The 17,017-nt window shown below is 70.6% G+C and carries 14 protein-coding genes; 1 reads left to right on the top strand and 13 read right to left on the bottom strand.

From position 1 onward, the window contains the following. Positions 1–94 precede the first annotated feature (94 nt). The 12 genes from araA to ABZU69_RS21355 all read right to left on the bottom strand — a co-directional run bounded on the left by araA (position 95) and on the right by ABZU69_RS21355 (position 13,503). Positions 95–1,597 (bottom strand): L-arabinose isomerase, encoded by a 1,503-nt coding sequence (araA, locus tag ABZU69_RS21300; protein ID WP_354966066.1) that lies wholly within the window; start codon positions 1,595–1,597, stop codon positions 95–97. Positions 1,598–1,622: 25 nt separating this feature from the next. Next, entirely contained in the window at positions 1,623–2,612 is a 990-nt protein-coding gene (yjfF, locus tag ABZU69_RS21305) for a galactofuranose ABC transporter, permease protein YjfF (RefSeq protein ID WP_354966067.1), read from the bottom strand. Next, entirely contained in the window at positions 2,609–3,679 is a 1,071-nt protein-coding gene (locus ABZU69_RS21310; RefSeq protein WP_354966068.1) for an ABC transporter permease, read from the bottom strand. The genes yjfF and ABZU69_RS21310 overlap by 4 nt, the downstream gene beginning before the upstream one ends. After that, positions 3,676–5,217: a sugar ABC transporter ATP-binding protein gene (locus ABZU69_RS21315; RefSeq protein WP_354966069.1), complete on the bottom strand. Its 1,542-nt coding sequence runs from the start codon at positions 5,215–5,217 to the stop codon at positions 3,676–3,678. The genes ABZU69_RS21310 and ABZU69_RS21315 overlap by 4 nt, the downstream gene beginning before the upstream one ends. Positions 5,218–5,286: 69 nt before the next feature. Next, complete coding sequence (locus tag ABZU69_RS21320) at positions 5,287–6,288, bottom strand: ABC transporter substrate-binding protein (RefSeq protein ID WP_354966070.1); 1,002 nt, start codon at positions 6,286–6,288, stop codon at positions 5,287–5,289. Positions 6,289–6,415: 127 nt separating this feature from the next. After that, entirely contained in the window at positions 6,416–7,108 is a 693-nt protein-coding gene (locus ABZU69_RS21325; RefSeq protein ID WP_354966071.1) for an L-ribulose-5-phosphate 4-epimerase, read from the bottom strand. Beyond that, positions 7,105–8,787 (bottom strand): ribulokinase, encoded by a 1,683-nt coding sequence (gene araB / locus ABZU69_RS21330; RefSeq protein ID WP_354966072.1) that lies wholly within the window; start codon positions 8,785–8,787, stop codon positions 7,105–7,107. The genes ABZU69_RS21325 and araB overlap by 4 nt, the downstream gene beginning before the upstream one ends. A gap of 183 nt (positions 8,788–8,970) precedes the next feature. After that, positions 8,971–9,759, bottom strand: a complete 789-nt coding sequence (locus tag ABZU69_RS21335; protein WP_354966073.1) for an ABC transporter permease — start codon at positions 9,757–9,759, stop codon at positions 8,971–8,973. Next, positions 9,756–10,712: an ATP-binding cassette domain-containing protein gene (locus ABZU69_RS21340; protein WP_354966074.1), complete on the bottom strand. Its 957-nt coding sequence runs from the start codon at positions 10,710–10,712 to the stop codon at positions 9,756–9,758. The genes ABZU69_RS21335 and ABZU69_RS21340 overlap by 4 nt, the downstream gene beginning before the upstream one ends. A gap of 41 nt (positions 10,713–10,753) precedes the next feature. Further along, positions 10,754–11,596, bottom strand: coding sequence for a DUF4097 family beta strand repeat-containing protein (locus ABZU69_RS21345; RefSeq protein WP_354966075.1), 843 nt, complete (start codon positions 11,594–11,596; stop codon positions 10,754–10,756). Positions 11,597–11,668: 72 nt separating this feature from the next. Beyond that, a complete protein-coding gene (locus ABZU69_RS21350; RefSeq protein WP_354966076.1) occupies positions 11,669–12,190 on the bottom strand; it encodes a hypothetical protein in 522 nt (173 codons plus the stop codon). Positions 12,191–12,291: 101 nt separating this feature from the next. Beyond that, complete coding sequence (locus ABZU69_RS21355; protein WP_354966077.1) at positions 12,292–13,503, bottom strand: FUSC family protein; 1,212 nt, start codon at positions 13,501–13,503, stop codon at positions 12,292–12,294. Positions 13,504–13,725: 222 nt separating this feature from the next. Here ABZU69_RS21355 and ABZU69_RS21360 point away from each other — a divergent pair, with 222 nt between their 5' ends. Further along, positions 13,726–15,981 carry a hypothetical protein gene (locus ABZU69_RS21360; protein ID WP_354966078.1) on the top strand — a complete coding sequence of 752 codons (2,256 nt, stop codon included), beginning with the start codon at positions 13,726–13,728 and terminating at the stop codon, positions 15,979–15,981. Positions 15,982–15,989: 8 nt separating this feature from the next. Here ABZU69_RS21360 and ABZU69_RS21365 read toward each other — a convergent pair whose 3' ends face one another. Continuing rightward, positions 15,990–16,736, bottom strand: a complete 747-nt coding sequence (locus ABZU69_RS21365; RefSeq protein WP_354966079.1) for an SDR family oxidoreductase — start codon at positions 16,734–16,736, stop codon at positions 15,990–15,992. Positions 16,737–17,017 lie beyond the last annotated feature (281 nt).

The raw sequence follows: 17,017 nt of genomic DNA on the forward strand, positions 1-17,017 counted from the left end.
AGGGGTGACGTCCCGGGCGGCGTGGGCGTCTCCTGCCGGGGCAGGGCATCCTGCCGCCCACGCCGCCTGTCACGGTCACTGCCTCGTGATCATGTTAGAAACCGCGGGCCAGCCGGTAGTAGGCCTGGTTCCAGCGGATCTCGTCGGCGAAGCGGCGGGGCTCGGTGTCGGCGTCGATGACGACCAGTTCGGTTCGGCTCATCTCCGCCAGGTCGTGCAACTCCTCCACGCCCACCGCCTGCGACAGCACGGTGTGGTGCGGGGCGCCGGCGGTGATCCACGCCTCGGCCGAACCGGGCAGGTGCGGTCGCGGACGCCAGACCGCCCGGGCCACCGGCAGTCGCCGCAGCGGCTGCGGCGGAGACACCACGTCGATCTCGTTGGCCACGAGCCGGAAGCGCTCACCCATGTCGGCCAGCCCCAGCACCACCGCCGGTCCGGGTGCGGCGTCGAACACGAGCCGGACCGGATCCTCGCGGCCGCCGATGCTCAGCGGATGGACCTCCACGTTCGGGACGCCGCCCGCGATGGTCGGGCAGACCTCCAGCATGTGCGCGCCGAGCACCAGTTCCTCGCCCGGGGTGAGGTCGTAGGTGTAGTCCTCCATGAACGATGTGCCGCCGTCCACGCCCACCGACATCGCCTTGAGGGTGTGGACCAGCACGGAGGTCTTCCAGTCGCCCTCGCCACCGAACCCGTAGCCGTCCGCCATCAACCGCTGCACGGCGATGCCGGGCAGCTGACGCAGCCCACCGAGGTCCTCGAAGTTCGTGGTGAACGCCCGGAACCCGCCCGAGTCCAGGAAGGCGCGCATGCCGAGCTCCAGGCGGGCGGCGTAGCGCAACGAGTCGTGCCGCTCTCCCCCGGAACGCAGCGCCGGGACGATCCGGTAGCTGTCGTCGTACTCCTTGACCAGATCGTCCACCTGCGCGTCGGCGACCTCGTCGACCACCTGGACAAGGTCGTTGACGCCGTAGGTGTTGACCGACACCCCGAAGCGCAGCTCCGCCTCGACCTTGTCGCCCTCGGTCACGGCGACATCGCGCATGTTGTCGCCGAAGCGGGCCAGCCGCAGCGACCGCATCGCCGACCAGCCGAGCGCCGCGCGGGCCCACGCCCCGACACGGGCGGTCACCCGCGGATCGCTGACGTGCCCGGCCACGGTCTTGCGGGCCACACCGAGCCGGGTCTGGATGTACCCGAACTCACGGTCGCCGTGGGCGGCCTGGTTCAGGTTCATGAAGTCCATGTCGATGTCGTCCCACGGCAGCAGGACGTTGGCCTGGGTGTGCAGGTGCAGCAGCGGCGTCTGCAGGGCGTCCAGCCCGGCGATCCACATCTTCGCCGGAGAGAAGGTGTGCATCCACGCGACGACCCCGATCGCCCCCTGGGCGGCAGCCTCGCGGCAGACCCGCAGGATCTCACCGCTGTTGGTCAGGACCGGCTTCCAGACCACCCGGGCCGGAATCTGCGGCGAGCCGTCGAGCGCGGCCGCGATCAGGCGGGACTGCTCGGCCACCTGCCGGAGAGTCTCCTCGCCGTACATTCCCTGGCTGCCGGTGAGGAACCAGATCTCGGGTGCGGTGTGTGGTGCCATGGGGTTGCCTTCCGCGAGAGGGGCGTCACTTGTAACGGATTCCGATGAGGCGCTGGAGGAGGATGAACGCGAAGAGCAGGCCGCCGATCACGATCTTGGTCCACCAGGAGTTGAGGCTTCCGTCGAAGGTGATGAGGGTCTGGATCACGCCCAGGACCAGGACGCCGAGCACCGTGCCGAAGACGTATCCCGAGCCACCGGTGAGCACGGTGCCGCCGATGACGACCGCCGCGATGACATCCAACTCCATGCCGACGGCGATCAATGGCGCGCCGGAGAGGGTGTAGAAGGACAACAGGATCCCGCCGATCGCGGAGCACAGGCCGCTGATCGTGTAGACGGCGATCCGGGTACGCCCCACCGGCAGGCCCATCAGCAGCGCCGACTGCGGGTTACCGCCGACGGCGTGCACGTTGCGGCCGAGACGGGTGTAGGCCAGCGTGTACGCGGCGACGACGACCACGGCGAACGCGATGAGCACGCTGATCGAGACGAAGTTGCCCCGGGGATCTCCGATCCGCTCCTGGGACATCCTGGTCCAGAACCCGTCGGTGATCGGGATGGACGAGCCGGAGATGAACGTGCACATCCCCCGGGCGAAGAACATCCCGGCGAGCGTGACGATGAACGGCTGGATGTCGAAGAAGTGGATGGCGCAGCCCATCAGCAGGCCGAGCGTCGGGCCGATGAGCAGGGCGATGACGAGCACGAGCGCCGCCGGCAGGCCCTGCTGGAGCAGCGAGGCCGACACCATCGCCGTCATGGCGACGACGGAGCCGACGGACAGATCGATGCCGCCGGTGAGGATCACGAAGGTCATCCCCACCGCGACGACGAGCAGGAAGCCGTTGTCGATGAAGACGTTGAAGATGACCTGCACGTTGGAGAACGCCTGGTACTGGGACACGCCGATGCCGTACATGACCAGGAGCAGGACGAGCGTGGCCAGGACCGGTATCTGCCGCCTCGGCAGCCGGAACCGGGTACGGCCAGCGGTGAGCGATCCAGTGGTCATGCCGGCACCTGCTCCTTCGGCGAGTCGGTGACGGTGCTGGGCGGCGGGGCACTGCTCCTGCGACGGGTGAACCGCGCCCGGAACGCCGGCGCCTGGATGAGGCAGACGGTGATGACGACGACCGCTTTGAACAGCAGCGACGTCTGCGGTGAGATGTTCATGGCGTACACCGTGGTGGTCAGGGTCTGGATGATCAGCGCGCCGAGGATGGTGCCGCTGAGGAAGAACCGCCCGCCCGCGAGGGACGTGCCGCCGATGACGACCGCGAGGATGGCGTCGAGTTCCACCCAGAGGCCCGCGGCGTTGCCGTCGGCGCTGGAGACGTTGGCGGTCATCATGAACCCGGCGACCGCGGCGCAGACGGCGCTGAGGACGTACGCGAGGAAGATGACCCGGCCGGAGCGGATGCCTGCCAGTCGGCTCGCCTCGGCGTTGCCACCCACCGACTCGATGATCATGCCGAGCGCGGTACGGCGGGTGAACGCGGCGACGAGCAGCGCCGCGGCGAGCGCGATGAGGATGGCCAGTGGCAGCGTCAGCACGTGGCCCAGCCCGATCGCCCGGTACGGGCCGGAGTTGATCGTGATGATCTGGCCCTCGGTGATCAGCTGCGCCAGGCCTCGGCCGGCCACCATCAGGATCAGGGTGGCGATGATCGGCTGGATGCCGATCACGGCGACCAGCACCCCGTTCCAGGCGCCGAGCACGAGCGCGACCCCGAGCGCCATCGCGAGGGCGGTCAGCACCACGGGAAGGCTGTTCTGGTCGGGCTGCTGGCTGATGTACAGGCAGGCGGTCGCGCCACTGATCGCGCACATCGACCCGACCGACAGGTCGATTCCGCCGGTCGAGATGACCACGGTCATGCCCAGCGCGACGAGGATCAGCGGCGCGCTCAGCCGCAGGATGTCGATCGGCGTGCCGTACAGGTGCCCGTCCTTGAGCTCGACGGACAGGAACCCGGGCCGGTAGACCGTGTTCGCGGCGAGCATGACGACGAGCACGGCGGCGGGCCAGAACAGCCGGTGACCGGTGATCGCCCGGTAGCGGCCCACGGTGTCGTTCATCGGTCTGCCTCCTCCCGGTGGGTTCCACTGGCGATGGTCTGCATGACGCGGTCGGCGTCGAGGCTCTCGTCGTTGGCGAGCTGCGCGACCATCTGCCGGTCCCGCATCACGGCGACCTTGTGACTGAGGCGCAGCACCTCCTCCAGTTCGGCGGAGATGAACAGCACGGCCATGCCGCCGTCGGACAGCTGCGTCACGAGTTTCTGGATCTCGGTCTTCGCGCCGATGTCGATGCCCCGGGTGGGTTCGTCGAGGATCAGCAGCCGCGGCTCGGTGATCAGCCACCGGGCCAGGAGCACCTTCTGCTGGTTGCCGCCGGAGAGATTGCGGACCGGCACCTCCGGGTCGGCGGGCCGGATGCTGAGGGCCTTGATGTACCTCTCGACCAGCTCGTCCTGGCGTCGACGTGGGATGGGCCGAAGCCAGCCCCGGGCGGCCTGCATGGCGAGGAGCAGGTTCTCGCGGACCGACAGGTCGGCGACGATGCCCTCCGCGCGACGGTTCTCCGAGCAGAAGCCGATGCCCCGGTCGATGGCCTGCGCCGGGGTGCGTAGGCCGCTCGGCTCGCCGTCGACCGCGACCTGACCGCCGTCCGCCCGGTCGGCACCGAACAGCAACCTCGCCACCTCGGTACGCCCGGAACCCAGCAGACCGGCCAGGCCCACCACCTCGCCGGCGTGGATGGTCAGGCTGAACGGCTCGACCGCGCCTGCCCGCCCGAGGTTCGACACCGCCACCAGCGGGCGGCCCTCCTCCACGGCGGCCAGGTCCCGTCGCGAGTGCTCCTCGATGCCCTCGAGGACATCGAGTTCCTTGCCGATCATCTTCTCGACGAGGCTGAGCTGGGGCAGCTCGGCGGTCGGGTACTCGCCGACGAGCCCGCCGTTGCGCAGCACGGTGATCCGGTCGGCGATCTCGTAGACCTGGTCGAGGAAGTGGGTCACGAACAGGATCGCGATGCCCTCGTCGCGCAGTTGCCGCATGATGCGGAACAGCTGCGCGACCTCGCCCGCGTCGAGACTGGACGTCGGTTCGTCGAGGATCAGCACCCGGGCCTGGATGTCGATGGCGCGCGCGATGGCGACCATCTGCTGGATGGCCAGGGAGTACGAGCCGAGCGGCGCGCTGACGTCGAGGTCGAGGTCGAGGCGGGCCAGGAGCGTACGGGCACGACGGCGGACCTCGCCCCAGCGGACGGCGCCGAGCAGCCGGGGCTCGCGTCCGATGAAGAAGTTCTCCGCCACCGAGAGGTTGGTGCAGAGGTTGACCTCCTGGTAGACGGTGCTCACCCCGGCGGCCGTGGCCTGCATCGGCCCGCTGAAGGACACCGGCGCACCGTCGAGGGTGATCGCACCCTCATCGGTGTCGTAGACGCCGGTCAGCACCTTGATCAGGGTCGACTTGCCGGCCCCGTTCTCGCCCATCAGGGCGTGCACCTCGCCGGGGAGGAGCCGGAAGTTGACATCGTGGAGTGCGCGCACCCCGGGGAAGGTCTTGCTGATCCCGGTCATCGTCACGACCGGACGGTTATCCGTCATCCGATCAAGCCTCATCTGGAGGTTGGACACGGGGGCCGCCGCGCGAGCGCGGCGACCCCCCGGCGTCGGTCAGTACTTGCGGTTGGGCAGGGCCTCCTTGGCCTGCTCCTGCGTGAAGGTGGTCTCCTCGGTCTCGATCCGAGCAGGCACCTCCTCCCCGGCGGTGACCTTCTTGGCCAGGTCCATCAGCTGCGGGCCGAGCAGCGGGCTGCACTCGGCGATGAAGTTGAACTTGCCGTCGGCGAGGGCCTGCATGCCGTCCTTGACGGCGTCGACCGTGATGATGGTGATGTCCTTGCCGGGCACCTTGCCGGCCGCGGTGATCGCCTCGAGCGCGCCCAGGCCCATGTCGTCGTTGTGCGCGAACAGCACGTCGATCTTCGGGTTGGCCTTGAGGAACTGCTCCATGACCTGCTTGCCGCCGGCCCGGGTGAAGTCACCGGTCTGCGAAGCGATGATCTTCAGGTTCGGGTTGGCGGCGATCGCCTCGGCGAAGCCCTTCTTGCGGTCGTTGGCCGGGGCGGCGCCCGCGCTGCCCTGCAACTCGACGATGTTCACCGGCCCTGACGCGGTCTTCTTCTGCTCGACCAGCCACTCGCCGGCGAGCCGGCCTTCCTTGATGAAGTCCGAGCCGAGGAAGGTCTTGTAGAGGCTCTTGTCGGCCGAGTCGACCGAGCGGTCGGTCAGGATGACCGGGATGCCGGCATCCTTCGCCTCCTTGAGCACGGTGTCCCAACCGGACTCCACCACCGGCGAGAAGGCGATCACGTCGACCTTCTGCTGGATGTAGTTGCGGATCGCCTTGATCTGGTTTTCCTGCTTCTGCTGCGCGTCGTCGAACTTCAGCTCGACGCCCGCGGCGGCGGCCGAATCCTTGATCGAGGTGGTGTTCGCGGTACGCCAGCCGCTCTCCGCGCCGACCTGGGAGAAGCCCAGCGTGATCTTGCCGTCGTCGGCGGCGCCACCGCCGGTGTCGCTGTTGCCGCAGGCCGCCACGCTGCCGACGAGCAGCACGGTGGCGAGGACCGCGGCGGCGCGCCACGGAGCGGAGTGCGTTCGCATCTTTCTCATCGGATCTCCTTGGCTCGGGGGTTCTGGGCGCCCGCGTGACCGCCGACGTGGGGGCGGGCGGCGTACGCGGGTGGTGCAGGCTGTGCCGTCGGTGGTGCAGCCCGGCGGGCTGTGCCGGGGTCGCCGGTCAGGAACTCGCCGGTGCGGTCGGTTGCTGGCCGTAGACGTTCTGGTAGCGGTGGTAGAGCGCGTCGATGTCCGCCTGCGCGATCGGCAACGGCTGCCCGAGTGCGCGGGTGAGGTGCGCGGTGCGGGCCACGTCCTCGCACATGACCGCCGCCTTGACCGCCGCGCGGGCGTCACGGCCGATGGTGAAGACGCCGTGGTTACGCATGAGCACCGCGGGTGAGCGGTGCCCGGCAAGCGTGGTGACGATGCCCTTGCCGATGTCGTCCCCGCCGATCAGCGCGAACGGGCCCACCGGGATCTCCCCGCCGAACTCGTCGGCCTGCGCCGTGAGGTGGCAGGGAATCGCCTCCCCGCGAGCCGCCCAGGAGGTGGCGTACGAGCTGTGCGTGTGCACCACCCCGCCGACCTCCGGCATGGCGCGGTAGACGTAGGCGTGGGCGGCGGTGTCGCTGGACGGGGCGAAGTCTCCCTCGACGAGGACGCCGTCGAGGTCGCAGACCACCATGGTGTCCGCCGAGAGGTCGTCGTAGCCGATGCCACTCGGCTTGATGACCATGAGGTCCCGGCCGGGAACCCGCGCGGAGATGTTGCCGGACGTCCAGGCCACCAGGCGGTACCGGGTCAGTTCGCCGTGCAGGCGGGCCACCGTCTCGCGCAGCTCGCCAATCTGTCGCTTCACCTCGGCGTTCATGCGACCACCTCCAGCGCGGTCTCTTGCGTGGCTGCGCCGGCCTCGACCGCCGCGTTGCGGATCGCGCGCAGACGGAGCATCACGTCGTTGCCTCCACGACCGAAGTGGTCGTGCAGTGTCCGGTACTCGGCGTAGAGGGCGTCGTACGCGCGGGCCCGGTCCGGATCCGGTCGGTAGACCGCCTCGTGCACCCGACCCATCGCCTGCGACGCCTCGTGGATCGACGGGTACTCGCCGGCGGCGACGGCGGCATGGATCGCCGATCCGAGCGCCGGCCCCTGCGCGGAGCCGATGATGTTCAGCGGCCGGTTGGTCACGTCGGCGTAGATCTGCATCAGCAGCTCGTTGGAGGTGAGACCACCGGCGATCACCAGGTCGTTCACCGCCACCCCGGCCTCGACGAACGCGTCAATGATCATTCGCGTGCCGTACGCCGTGGACTCCAGCAGCGCCCGGTAGACGTCCTGCGGCCGGGTGGCCAGGGTCATCCCGACGATCATCCCGCTGAGGTCGTGGTTGACCAGCGGTGACCGGTTGCCGTTCCACCAGTCCAGCGCGACGAGGCCGTGCGCGCCGACCGGCTGGCTGGCGGCCAGCTCGGTGAGGCGTTCGTGCGAGGCGACCCCGGCCGGGGCGGCGTGCTCGACGAACCAGCCGAAGATGTCGCCGACTCCGCTCTGCCCGGCCTCGTAGCCCCACGCGCCGGCGCTGATGCCGCCGTCGACGACGCCGCACATCCCGGCCACCTCGGCGAGGTGCGAACTGTTGACCACGTGACAGGTGGAGGTGCCCATGATCGCCACGAGTCGACCTGGCTCCACGGCCTGCGCGGACGCCGCGGTGACGTGCGCGTCGACGTTGCCGGCGGCAACCGCGATCCCCTCCGGCAGGCCGGTCCATGCGGCGGCACGGGCGGTGAGCGTGCCGGCCCGGGCGCCCAGCGGCAGCAGCGGACCGTCCAGTTTGGCGATGAAGTCACCGAAGGCCGGGTTGAGCGCGGTCAGGAAGCTCTGCGACGGGTGCCGGCCATCCTGCAGGATGCCCTTGTAACCGGCCGTGCAGACGTTGCGGGTCTCGGCGCCGCTCAGCTGCCAGACGATCCAGTCCGCGGCTTCGATGAAGCGCTCGGCGCGGTGGTAGACCTCGGGGTCCTCCTCGAGGATCTGGAGGCCCTTGGCGAACTGCCACTCGGCGGAGATCTTTCCGCCGTACCGGCCGATCCACGGCTCCGCCCGCTCGTGGGCGAGGGCGTTGATCCGGTCGGCGTGCGGCTGGGCCGCGTGGTGCTTCCACAGCTTGACCCAGGAGTGCGGGCGGTCGCGCAGCTCCGGCGCCTCGCAGAGGGGCGTGCCGTCGGCGAGCGTCGGCAGCACCGTGCAGGCGGTGAAGTCGATGCCGATGCCGACGATCGCGGCGGGGTCCACCCCCGCGGCGGACACGGCGGCCGGGACGGCGTACCGCAGGACGTCGCGGTAGTCGTCCGGATTCTGCAGAGCCCAGTCCGGCGGCAGCGGCCGACCTGAAGGGAGGGCCGCGCTGATGACTCCGTCGCCGTACTCGTGCACCGCGGTCCCCAGCTCGGCGCCGTCGCCGACCCGGACCACCAGGGCTCGCCCGGACAGGGTGCCGAAGTCGACACCGACGACGTAGCGTTCGCCAGCTCCGTCCACAGGATTCATGTCCACCTCCACCGTCAACGCGCCCAGTGTTAACGCTCACATCTATCCTCGTCAAGACACCCGCCGGCAACAGCTCCGTAACGTCAGCCGGGAGCCCGACAGCGGGACGGCACGCCGATGGCCCGGCCTGTCGGCCGGGCCATCGGGATCTCGCGGCTGTTGAACCGCGAGCGGGCGCTGCGCTCAGCGGGCGGGGTTGCGGTTGTACAACGCCCTGGCCCAGAAGAAGCAGAGCACGGTGATGACGGCACACCAGGCGACCGCGAGGATCCCGTTGGCGCCGATCCCGGTGCCGAGCAGCAGGCCACGGAGGGTCTCCATCACCGGGGTGAAGGGCTGGTAGTCGGCGAACAGGCGCACCGCCGTCGGCATCGAGTCGGTGGGGACGAACCCGCTGCCGAGGAACGGCAGCAGCACCAGCGGCATCGGCAGGTTGCTGGCCGTCTCGACACTCTCGCTGACCAGCCCGAGGGCCACCGACAGCCAGGTGAGCGCGAGAGTAATCATCGCGAGGACGCCGATCACGGCGAGCCACTCGACCGGGTTGGCGTTCGGCCGGAAGCCGACGAGCAGTGCCACGCCGGTCACGACCGCGAGACTGAGCAGCGTCTGGATCAGGCTGCCCAGCACGTGGCCGGTGAGGACCGACGGTCGGAAGATCGCCATGGTGCGGAACCGGGCGATGATGCCCTCGGTCATGTCCATGGCAACCGAGATGGCGGTGCCCTGCGCCGCGCTGACAACCGTGATGAGCAGGATGCCGGGGGTGACGTAGTTGGCGTACTGGGCCCGGTCGCCGGAGGGCCCGAGGCCGGCGCCGAGCGTGCCGCCGAACACGTAGACGAAGAGCAGCAGGATGATGACCGGGATGCCGATGAGCAGGAGCGTCATCGACGGATAGCGCCGCATGTGCAGGAGGTTGCGCCGCAGCATCGTGCTCGAGTCGCGGGCAGCGAGGGTGAGGGTGCTCATCGCGCCATGGCCCTTTCGTTGTCGGGTCGGCCGGTCAGGGTGAGGAAGACGTCGTCCAGGTCGGGGCCGTGCACGGTGAGACCGGCCACGCCCACCGAGGCGCGGTCGAGCTGGTCGAGCAGGGCTCGGAGCGACCCGACCCCACCGTCGCTCGGGACCTGCAGGGTCAGTGCCGCGTCGTCCCGGGTGCCCGACGCCAGCAGGCCAGTGGCCGCGTCGAGCCCCGCCTGGTCGGCGAACTGCAACACGACGTGACCGCCGGGGATGAGCCGTTTCAGCTCGTGCGGGCTGCCCTCGGCGATCAGGCGGCCGTGGTCGAGGAAGGCGATCCGGCTGGCGAGTTGATCGGCCTCCTCCAGGTACTGGGTGGTCAGGAGGATGGTGACGCCGTCGGCGACGAGATCACGGATGATCTGCCACATCGCGCGGCGGCTGCGCGGGTCCAGGCCGGTCGTCGGCTCGTCGAGGAAGATGACGCGCGGATCGCCGACCAGGGTCATCGCGAGGTCGAGCCGACGGCGCATCCCGCCGGAGTACGTCGCCACCGGCTTGTCCGCCGCCTCCGTCAGGTCGAACTGCGCCAGCAGCTCGACGACGCGTCGTCGGCCGGACGCCCTGCCGAGGTGGCGCAGGTCGGCCATCAGGCTCAGGTTCTCCCGACCGGTGAGCAGGTTGTCGACGGCGGAGAACTGGCCGGTGACGCCGATCAGTGCGCGTACCGCGTCGGGCTCCCGGGTCAGGTCGTGGCCGCCGACGCGGGCGTCGCCGTCGTCGGCATCGATCAGGGTGGACAGGATCTGCACGGTGGTGGTCTTGCCGGCGCCGTTGGGGCCGAGTAGCGCGAAGATCGTTCCTTCGGCGATCTCCAGATCGACGCCGTCGAGCACGACCTTGTCGCCGTAGGACTTGCGCAGGCCGGTCGCGACTATCGCGGGTCGGGAAGGGCTGGCCATGGTCTCCTCGATTCGTGTACGGGGTGTCGTCGTGCGATCCATCAGGCGCGCCGGATCGTGATGTCGCCGTAGGAGGTGTTCGCCCGGACCTCGACCGTGTCGTCGGTCTGCGCCGGGCTGTCGGTCGTTTCGAGCGCGTTGTGCACCCGGCCGTGCCTGGAGCTGACGTCGAGCCAGGCGGCGGTCCCGCGGCGGACGCCAACCTCGATGGCCCCGTAGGAGGTCTGCAACTCGATCGACCCCCGCACGACCTCGCCGAGCCGAACGTTGCCGTAGGCGGTGCGTGCCGTCACTGAGGCCATCGGCCCGTCGAGGGTGATGTCGCCGTAGGCGGTGTTGACCCGGACGTCGCCGTCGCTCCGGCCGATCCAGCAGTCCCCGGACGAGTTCTTGATCTCGGCGGCACCGTCGACCGCACCGATGCGCACCTTGCCGGAGGACGCCTTCACCCGGGCTGATCCGGCGACGTGCTCCACGGCCACCTCGCCGTGACTGGTGTCGATCTCCAGCGGCCCGGTCCGGTCGAGTCGGATCGCGCCGCCGGTCTTGACGTAACACTCGCCGAGCCGCCCCTCGCAGCGGAACGCCGCCCAGGATGCCGTGGCGTGCATCCGTGACCCGCTCGGCACCTCGATCAGGAGGTCGACCGAGGGTCCAGCGCCGGGGCCGAAGCGACGCCAACTCTTCGGCGCTCTGATCATCAGTTGGCCGGCGGCGTACTCGACGGTGGTCTGCTCGGCGGCGCTCACGTCGGCCTTGCTCGACGGGTCACGGGGCCGCACCTGCACGACCGTGTCGGTGCGGTCGGTCGCGGCGATCCACGCGTCCCCGACGGGCAGCTCGATCTGGACGGAGATGGGCTCTGGCGTATCGAAAACAGGCATGGTGGTCTCCCGGAATGTGGGCAGCGGGCATCGCCGCAGGTGAGTGGGGGGAAAGAAAGAAGGGGTACGCGGTCAGCGCGCCCAGCCGGTGAAGTGCTGGCCGGACCGCGGCTCCACCCGGCGCGGCGGGCGGCGGTCCGGCTCGCCAGCCCCGACGGCGCCGGCGACGGCTCGCACCAGCCAGGCGTTGACCGACAGTCCGGCCCGGCCGGCGGCCTCCTCGACGCTGGTCTTCAGGTGGTCCGGGAGGCGGAGATTGATCCGCGACGTGCCGCCGTCGTCACCGTCCGGCGCGGGCACCGGCGTCGGCAGCACCGGCGGGCCGGCTTCCTCGACCGGCTCGGCCGGGGTGCTGGCCGGCGTCACCACGAAGTCGGGCTCGCGACCGCGCAGCCGGACGTGCACCGAGCCCGGCGCGAGCTCGCGGGTGATCTCGTCGGCCGCGTCGGACAGCGCGTCGAGCAGCATGAGACGGGTCGCCGCCTCCAGTTGGGTGAAGAGCCGCTCGGCCAGGGCCCGGCCGTCCGGGTCGACCCCCTCCGCGGCCACGGCGTACTCGTTACGCAGGTTCTCGACGTACGGCCTCAATTCCATGGCACCATCATGGCACCACTTTGGCTCATCACGCAACACCTTTGGCTCACAGTGATGCCATCGCCCTGGGGTGGGTGTCATTCCGCTCGGAAATGCGCTGCTCACCCACGGACCCGGGTGGACGTCCTCAGCTCACCGAAGGCGCGTCGGACCATGCGGTTCGCGGCCTCCTGGGCGACCCCGGTGGCCACCAGCAGATCACTGACGGTCGTACGGACCTGGGCGACCACGACCGCACCGGAGAAGCCGACCCCCTCCCGGTAGGCGTCGCCGGCCGCGCAGACCGCCCGCAGCGCCTGCTCCCGCGCCCGCTTGGGTTCGTCGCCGGCGGCGAACTGCCGCTTCATCAGCCGGACCGCCTCGGCCAGGTCGGTGACCGCCCTCGGCATCGGCTCCGGTATCGGCTCGCCGTCCTCGATCAGGCTCACCGACCGGCGGATCAACGTCCCGCTGTTGCGCATCGCCCGGTCGATCGGCTCCGCCGCCTGCGCGTACCGGCCCACCGGTCCGTGCCGTTCGTGCCAGTGCACCGGCGACAGGGTGCTGGCCTCCCGTGCGCCCTGGGTCGCCTCGACGAGTGCGCTCAGCTCGTCCTTGTTCTGCCGCAGCTTGACCATGGCGGCACGTGCCGGGGCGGCATCGTGCCGGGCCAACGCGCCGGCCGTGGCGTCGAGCTGTGTGCTCAGGAGGTCCAGAGCCGGCCGTGCGGCCCGGTTGAGCACCCGCAGCGGGTTCAGCGGCAGCAGTACGGCGGTGACCACCAACGCCACCGCTCCACCGACGAGGGCGTCCACGAACCGGGGGATCTCCAGGTCCCGCACGGACGGACTGAGCGTGGCGATGAGCACCGCTGTCGCCCCGGCCTGGATCACCACCGCCGCACTGCCAACGAGAAACAACGCGACGACGATCGCCAGCACGACGATCAGGGCGAGTTGCCACCAGCCGGTACCGGTCACCGCGAGCAGCAGGTCACCGATCAGCACCCCGACCGTGACGCCCAGGACCAGGTCGATCGTGCGGCGCAGCCGTTGGCCGACCGACGCGGCGAGGGTCGACACCGCGGAGATCGGCGCGAACACCGGCTGCGAGATGTGCAGCACCTCGTGCACCACCAGCCAGGACAGCGACGCGGCCAGGCCCGCCTGCACGGCGAGCCCGCTGATGGCGCGTGCCCGAAGCAGGCGGTCCCGCAGAGTGGCCACCGTACGGCCGCGAAGCCGGGCGGCGATCGCCGCCAGACCGGCATGGTCGGTGCCGTCGGCGCGGGTCGGCGCACTCCCGTCATCTCCGTGCCGATTGGCGTCGACCATGGCGGCACCTACCCCACCAAGACCGGATCAATCCTGACCGCCGGCGCCGCGGGACCGGCGCACCCGGCGGTCCGCCGCGCGGGTGACCGGCGTCAGGTGAGCGGCAGCGCGTCCGCTGTTGCCACGGTTGGGTCGGTGTGGGTGGGGTAGACGCCGGTCTGTCACCGCGATGGCCGTCCTGCCGAATCGCGTGGCCAGGGCTGCCGGGCGCATCGGGGGGCGATGTCGGATGGATCAGCGGGGTTGAGCCGGCCGGAGATACCCGACGGCGGCATCGTGGAGCTGCGGGTGCACGGGGTGTCCGGCGCGAGTGCCGCCGACGTGTTGGACCTGCGGCAGGTGGCGCAGGTGGCGGGGGACCGCAACGGGGGCTTCTACCGGCCCCGCCCGCGCTGCTCGGAGACCGACGGCGTGCGAGGGATCACGCTGGAGGCGTACCGCTGGGGTGACCTGCCCTCCGGGACCGTGGCCCGCACGATGGCGCTGGTGTTCCTGGCGCCGTTCATGCTGGCCAACGTGGCCATCTGGATGCGCCCGGCCAACCCTGGATCCGCGGCGTTGGTCAAATCCCTGTGCCGGGTGCTGGCGCTCACGCTCACCGCGTTCTACGTGCTCGCCATTGCCGGCGTCGCCCTGGACCTGATCGCCTGGAGGTGTATGGCCTCGCCCCGCTGCCTGGCCGGACGTAGCTGGTTGTCCTGGCTGGGAGGGCACCCGACCGGACTGCGGCTGGCGGTGCTCGCGCTGGTCCCGGCCGCTGCCATCGGCGTGATCTGGCGCGTCAGCAACCGCCCGGGGAGGACCTTCGACGCGTTTCACGCACCCGAGAAGGCGGTCTCCGACCATCCGCTCGGCGCGGTCGGTCAGTGGGACGCCGAGCCGCTGGTGGGTCGGCTGCGTTCCATCCACGTGGCGGCGGCGTTCGCGACACTCGACCTCACTCTGCTCGCCGCCCGAGCCGCGACCGGCGCCTCGGGCGTCACGGTCGCGCTGGCCATGGTCACCGGGGCGGTCCTGGTCGCCTGCGTGGCGCTGCTCTGCACGCCCCCGCTCATCGACCGTGGCACCGCCGACCGGCGGCTCGACGGGGTCACCCGCACGCTGCGGACGACCGCCATCATCCTGACCGTCGTCGTCGTGACCCACGTGCTGGCCAGCCGTGCGTCGTGGCGTGCGGGGGGCGGCCTGCCCGGCTACGACGCGACCCTGGCCTGGCTGTTCGTCACCCAGACGACGCTGCTGGCCGCGCTGGGCGTGGTGCTGCTCTGGCGCCGGGACCGGCGACGGGACGTCACCCCGCTGTTCGGGCTGGGAGCGCTGGTGATCGCGGCCACCGCGGTCAGCCTCGCGGTGGCGTACTCCGCCGAGCTGGTCTACCGGGTGTCGGACTTCCTGGACCGCGATCTGTCGACCGGCCTGGGCATCGCCACCGGCGCGCCCCGGGCGTACACCTGGGCGATCTACGGCTTCTTCCGCGCGGTGCTGATCACGCTGATCGTCGCGGGCCTGATGATCCTGATCTCCCGCCGCGGCCGGTACCGTGCCGCGTCGGCGATCGTCGCGGGCGACTACCCCGACGCGCCCCCGCAGACCGAACCCCGGCTGCGGCAGGTGCGGCAGGCGATAGCCCGGGCCCGGTTCACCGAGGACCTGGTGCCGTTGGCCGTGGTCTACGGCTGCCTCGCCGGACTCGGCACGGCCACCACCTCCATCGGCCTGCTGGAGCTGTTCCCGAGCGACGTCATCGAGCGGCACGTGGGGGTGCCCGCCGGCGTGGTCACCTTCGGCATCGCGTTCGGCAGCTGGCTGATCGCGGCGATCATCGTCAGTCTGATCATCGCCGGGGTCTTCGCCTACCGGACCGTCCCGTTCCGGCGCCACGTCGGCGTCCTCTGGGACCTCGGAACCTTCTGGCCCCGCGCCGCCCACCCGTTCGCGCCACCCTGCTACTCCGAACGGGCCGTGCCGGAGTTGGCCCGCCGGATCACGTACCTGGTCTCCCAGGGCAACGCGGTGCTGCTCACCGGGCACAGCCACGGCTCGGTCCTGCTCGCCGCCACGGTGCTCCAGCTGCCACCGCAGGTCGGCAACCGGGTCGCGCTGCTCACCCACGGGTCGCCGCTGCGCCGGCTCTACGGTCGGCTCTTCCCCGCCTACATCGACGACGCGGTACTGCGCGAGATCGGGGACCGGGTCGGCTGGCGGTGGGTGAACCTGTGGCGCGACACCGACCCCATCGGCGGCTGGCTCTTCTCCGCCCACCGGCCGGGTGCGCCGGCCACCGTGGAAGGCCCGCCGGCCGCGGTGGACCGTCGACTGCGAGATCCCAGCGATGTGGTGACGCCACCCAGCGACAGTGTCCCCCCACCGATCGAGGGGCACTGCCCGGAGGAATCGAGCGAGTCGCTGACCGCCGCGGTGGGTGAGCTGGTGCGGCGCCTCGGAGGGCCGGCGGACCCGCCCGCCACGGCGACGTAGTGCCGACGCTAGGCCGCCTGCGTGCGCCAGTCGTCGAGGCGCGTGCCGGCGAGGCGGGCGCCATCGGCGGGGACGAGGGAGCGTTCGCCCAGCGTGGTTCCGAAGTACTGGGCGGCGGGGTCGGTCACCACCGAGCGGGAGTCGTGACGCGCCGCGAGAGTGGATCGGCCCAGCTCGTCGAGGCGGAACTGCTCCGGCCCGGCGATCTCGACCACGGCGTTCGTCGGTGCGCCGACCGTGACCTCGGCGACGGCGGTCGCGACGTCGTCAGCCGCCATCGGCTGGATGAGCGCCGGCGCGAGGCGGACGGTGTCGCCGTCCGTGGCGGCGTCGATGATGCCCTGGACGAACTCGAAGAACTGCGTGGCGTGCACCAGCGAGTACGGCAGCCCGGACGCGGCGATGAGCTTCTCCTGGGCGACCTTGGCCCGCATGTACCCGCTGTCCGGAAGCCGGTCCGAGCCCACGATCGAGAGGGCCACGTAGTGCCCCACCCCGGCTTCCGCCGCGGCGGCGAGGAGGTTCCGGGTGGACGTCTGGAAGAACTCCAGCACGGCGGCAGCCTCGAACGAGGGGGAGTTCGACACGTCGACCACGATGTCGGCGCCGTCGAGCACCGCACCCACCCCTTCGCCGGTCAACGTGTTCACGCCGGTCTTCGGCGACGCCGGGACGGCCTCATGGCCCTGCGCGCCGAGCTTGCCCACGAGCTTGGAGCCGATGAGGCCGCTGCCGCCGATAACGACGATCTTCATGGACCAGCCTTCCTGCTGTCAGCTGACGGATGACCCCCGGAGCGGACGGGGTCACGACGACATCAGGCTACGTACCTGCGGATACCTCGCGTGGAGACATCGCCCCTCATGACTGGGTACGGCCACCGGCCGCACCACGACAGCGCAGCTCGGCGGGGCGGCGGGGCGGCGAAAGTCGGTTGCCGGGCGCGGCGGGCTCCGAAAGAGTGGCGTCCATGACGTACTGACGGACAACGCCTCCTGCTCCGAGCACCGGTGACAACATCCCGGTGCCGTGATGC

The sequence above is a fragment of the Micromonospora sp. NPDC005206 genome (assembly GCF_040608175.1).
GTDB lineage: Bacteria > Actinomycetota > Actinomycetes > Mycobacteriales > Micromonosporaceae > Micromonospora.

Excerpts from the sequence above, each read along its gene's own strand:
- ABZU69_RS21310 (WP_354966068.1), bottom strand. The coding sequence starts at position 3,679 with ATGAACGACACCGTGGGCCGCTACCGGGCGATCACCGGTCACCGGCTG.
- araA (WP_354966066.1), bottom strand. The coding sequence starts at position 1,597 with ATGGCACCACACACCGCACCCGAGATCTGGTTCCTCACCGGCAGCCAG.
- yjfF (WP_354966067.1), bottom strand. The coding sequence starts at position 2,612 with ATGACCACTGGATCGCTCACCGCTGGCCGTACCCGGTTCCGGCTGCCG.
- ABZU69_RS21345 (WP_354966075.1), bottom strand. The coding sequence starts at position 11,596 with ATGCCTGTTTTCGATACGCCAGAGCCCATCTCCGTCCAGATCGAGCTG.
- araB (WP_354966072.1), bottom strand. The coding sequence starts at position 8,787 with ATGAATCCTGTGGACGGAGCTGGCGAACGCTACGTCGTCGGTGTCGAC.
- ABZU69_RS21325 (WP_354966071.1), bottom strand. The coding sequence starts at position 7,108 with ATGAACGCCGAGGTGAAGCGACAGATTGGCGAGCTGCGCGAGACGGTG.
- ABZU69_RS21355 (WP_354966077.1), bottom strand. The coding sequence starts at position 13,503 with ATGGTCGACGCCAATCGGCACGGAGATGACGGGAGTGCGCCGACCCGC.
- ABZU69_RS21335 (WP_354966073.1), bottom strand. The coding sequence starts at position 9,759 with ATGAGCACCCTCACCCTCGCTGCCCGCGACTCGAGCACGATGCTGCGG.
- ABZU69_RS21320 (WP_354966070.1), bottom strand. The coding sequence starts at position 6,288 with ATGAGAAAGATGCGAACGCACTCCGCTCCGTGGCGCGCCGCCGCGGTC.
- ABZU69_RS21365 (WP_354966079.1), bottom strand. The coding sequence starts at position 16,736 with ATGAAGATCGTCGTTATCGGCGGCAGCGGCCTCATCGGCTCCAAGCTC.
- ABZU69_RS21350 (WP_354966076.1), bottom strand. The coding sequence starts at position 12,190 with ATGGAATTGAGGCCGTACGTCGAGAACCTGCGTAACGAGTACGCCGTG.
- ABZU69_RS21340 (WP_354966074.1), bottom strand. The coding sequence starts at position 10,712 with ATGGCCAGCCCTTCCCGACCCGCGATAGTCGCGACCGGCCTGCGCAAG.
- ABZU69_RS21360 (WP_354966078.1), top strand. The coding sequence starts at position 13,726 with ATGTCGGATGGATCAGCGGGGTTGAGCCGGCCGGAGATACCCGACGGC.
- ABZU69_RS21315 (WP_354966069.1), bottom strand. The coding sequence starts at position 5,217 with ATGACGGATAACCGTCCGGTCGTGACGATGACCGGGATCAGCAAGACC.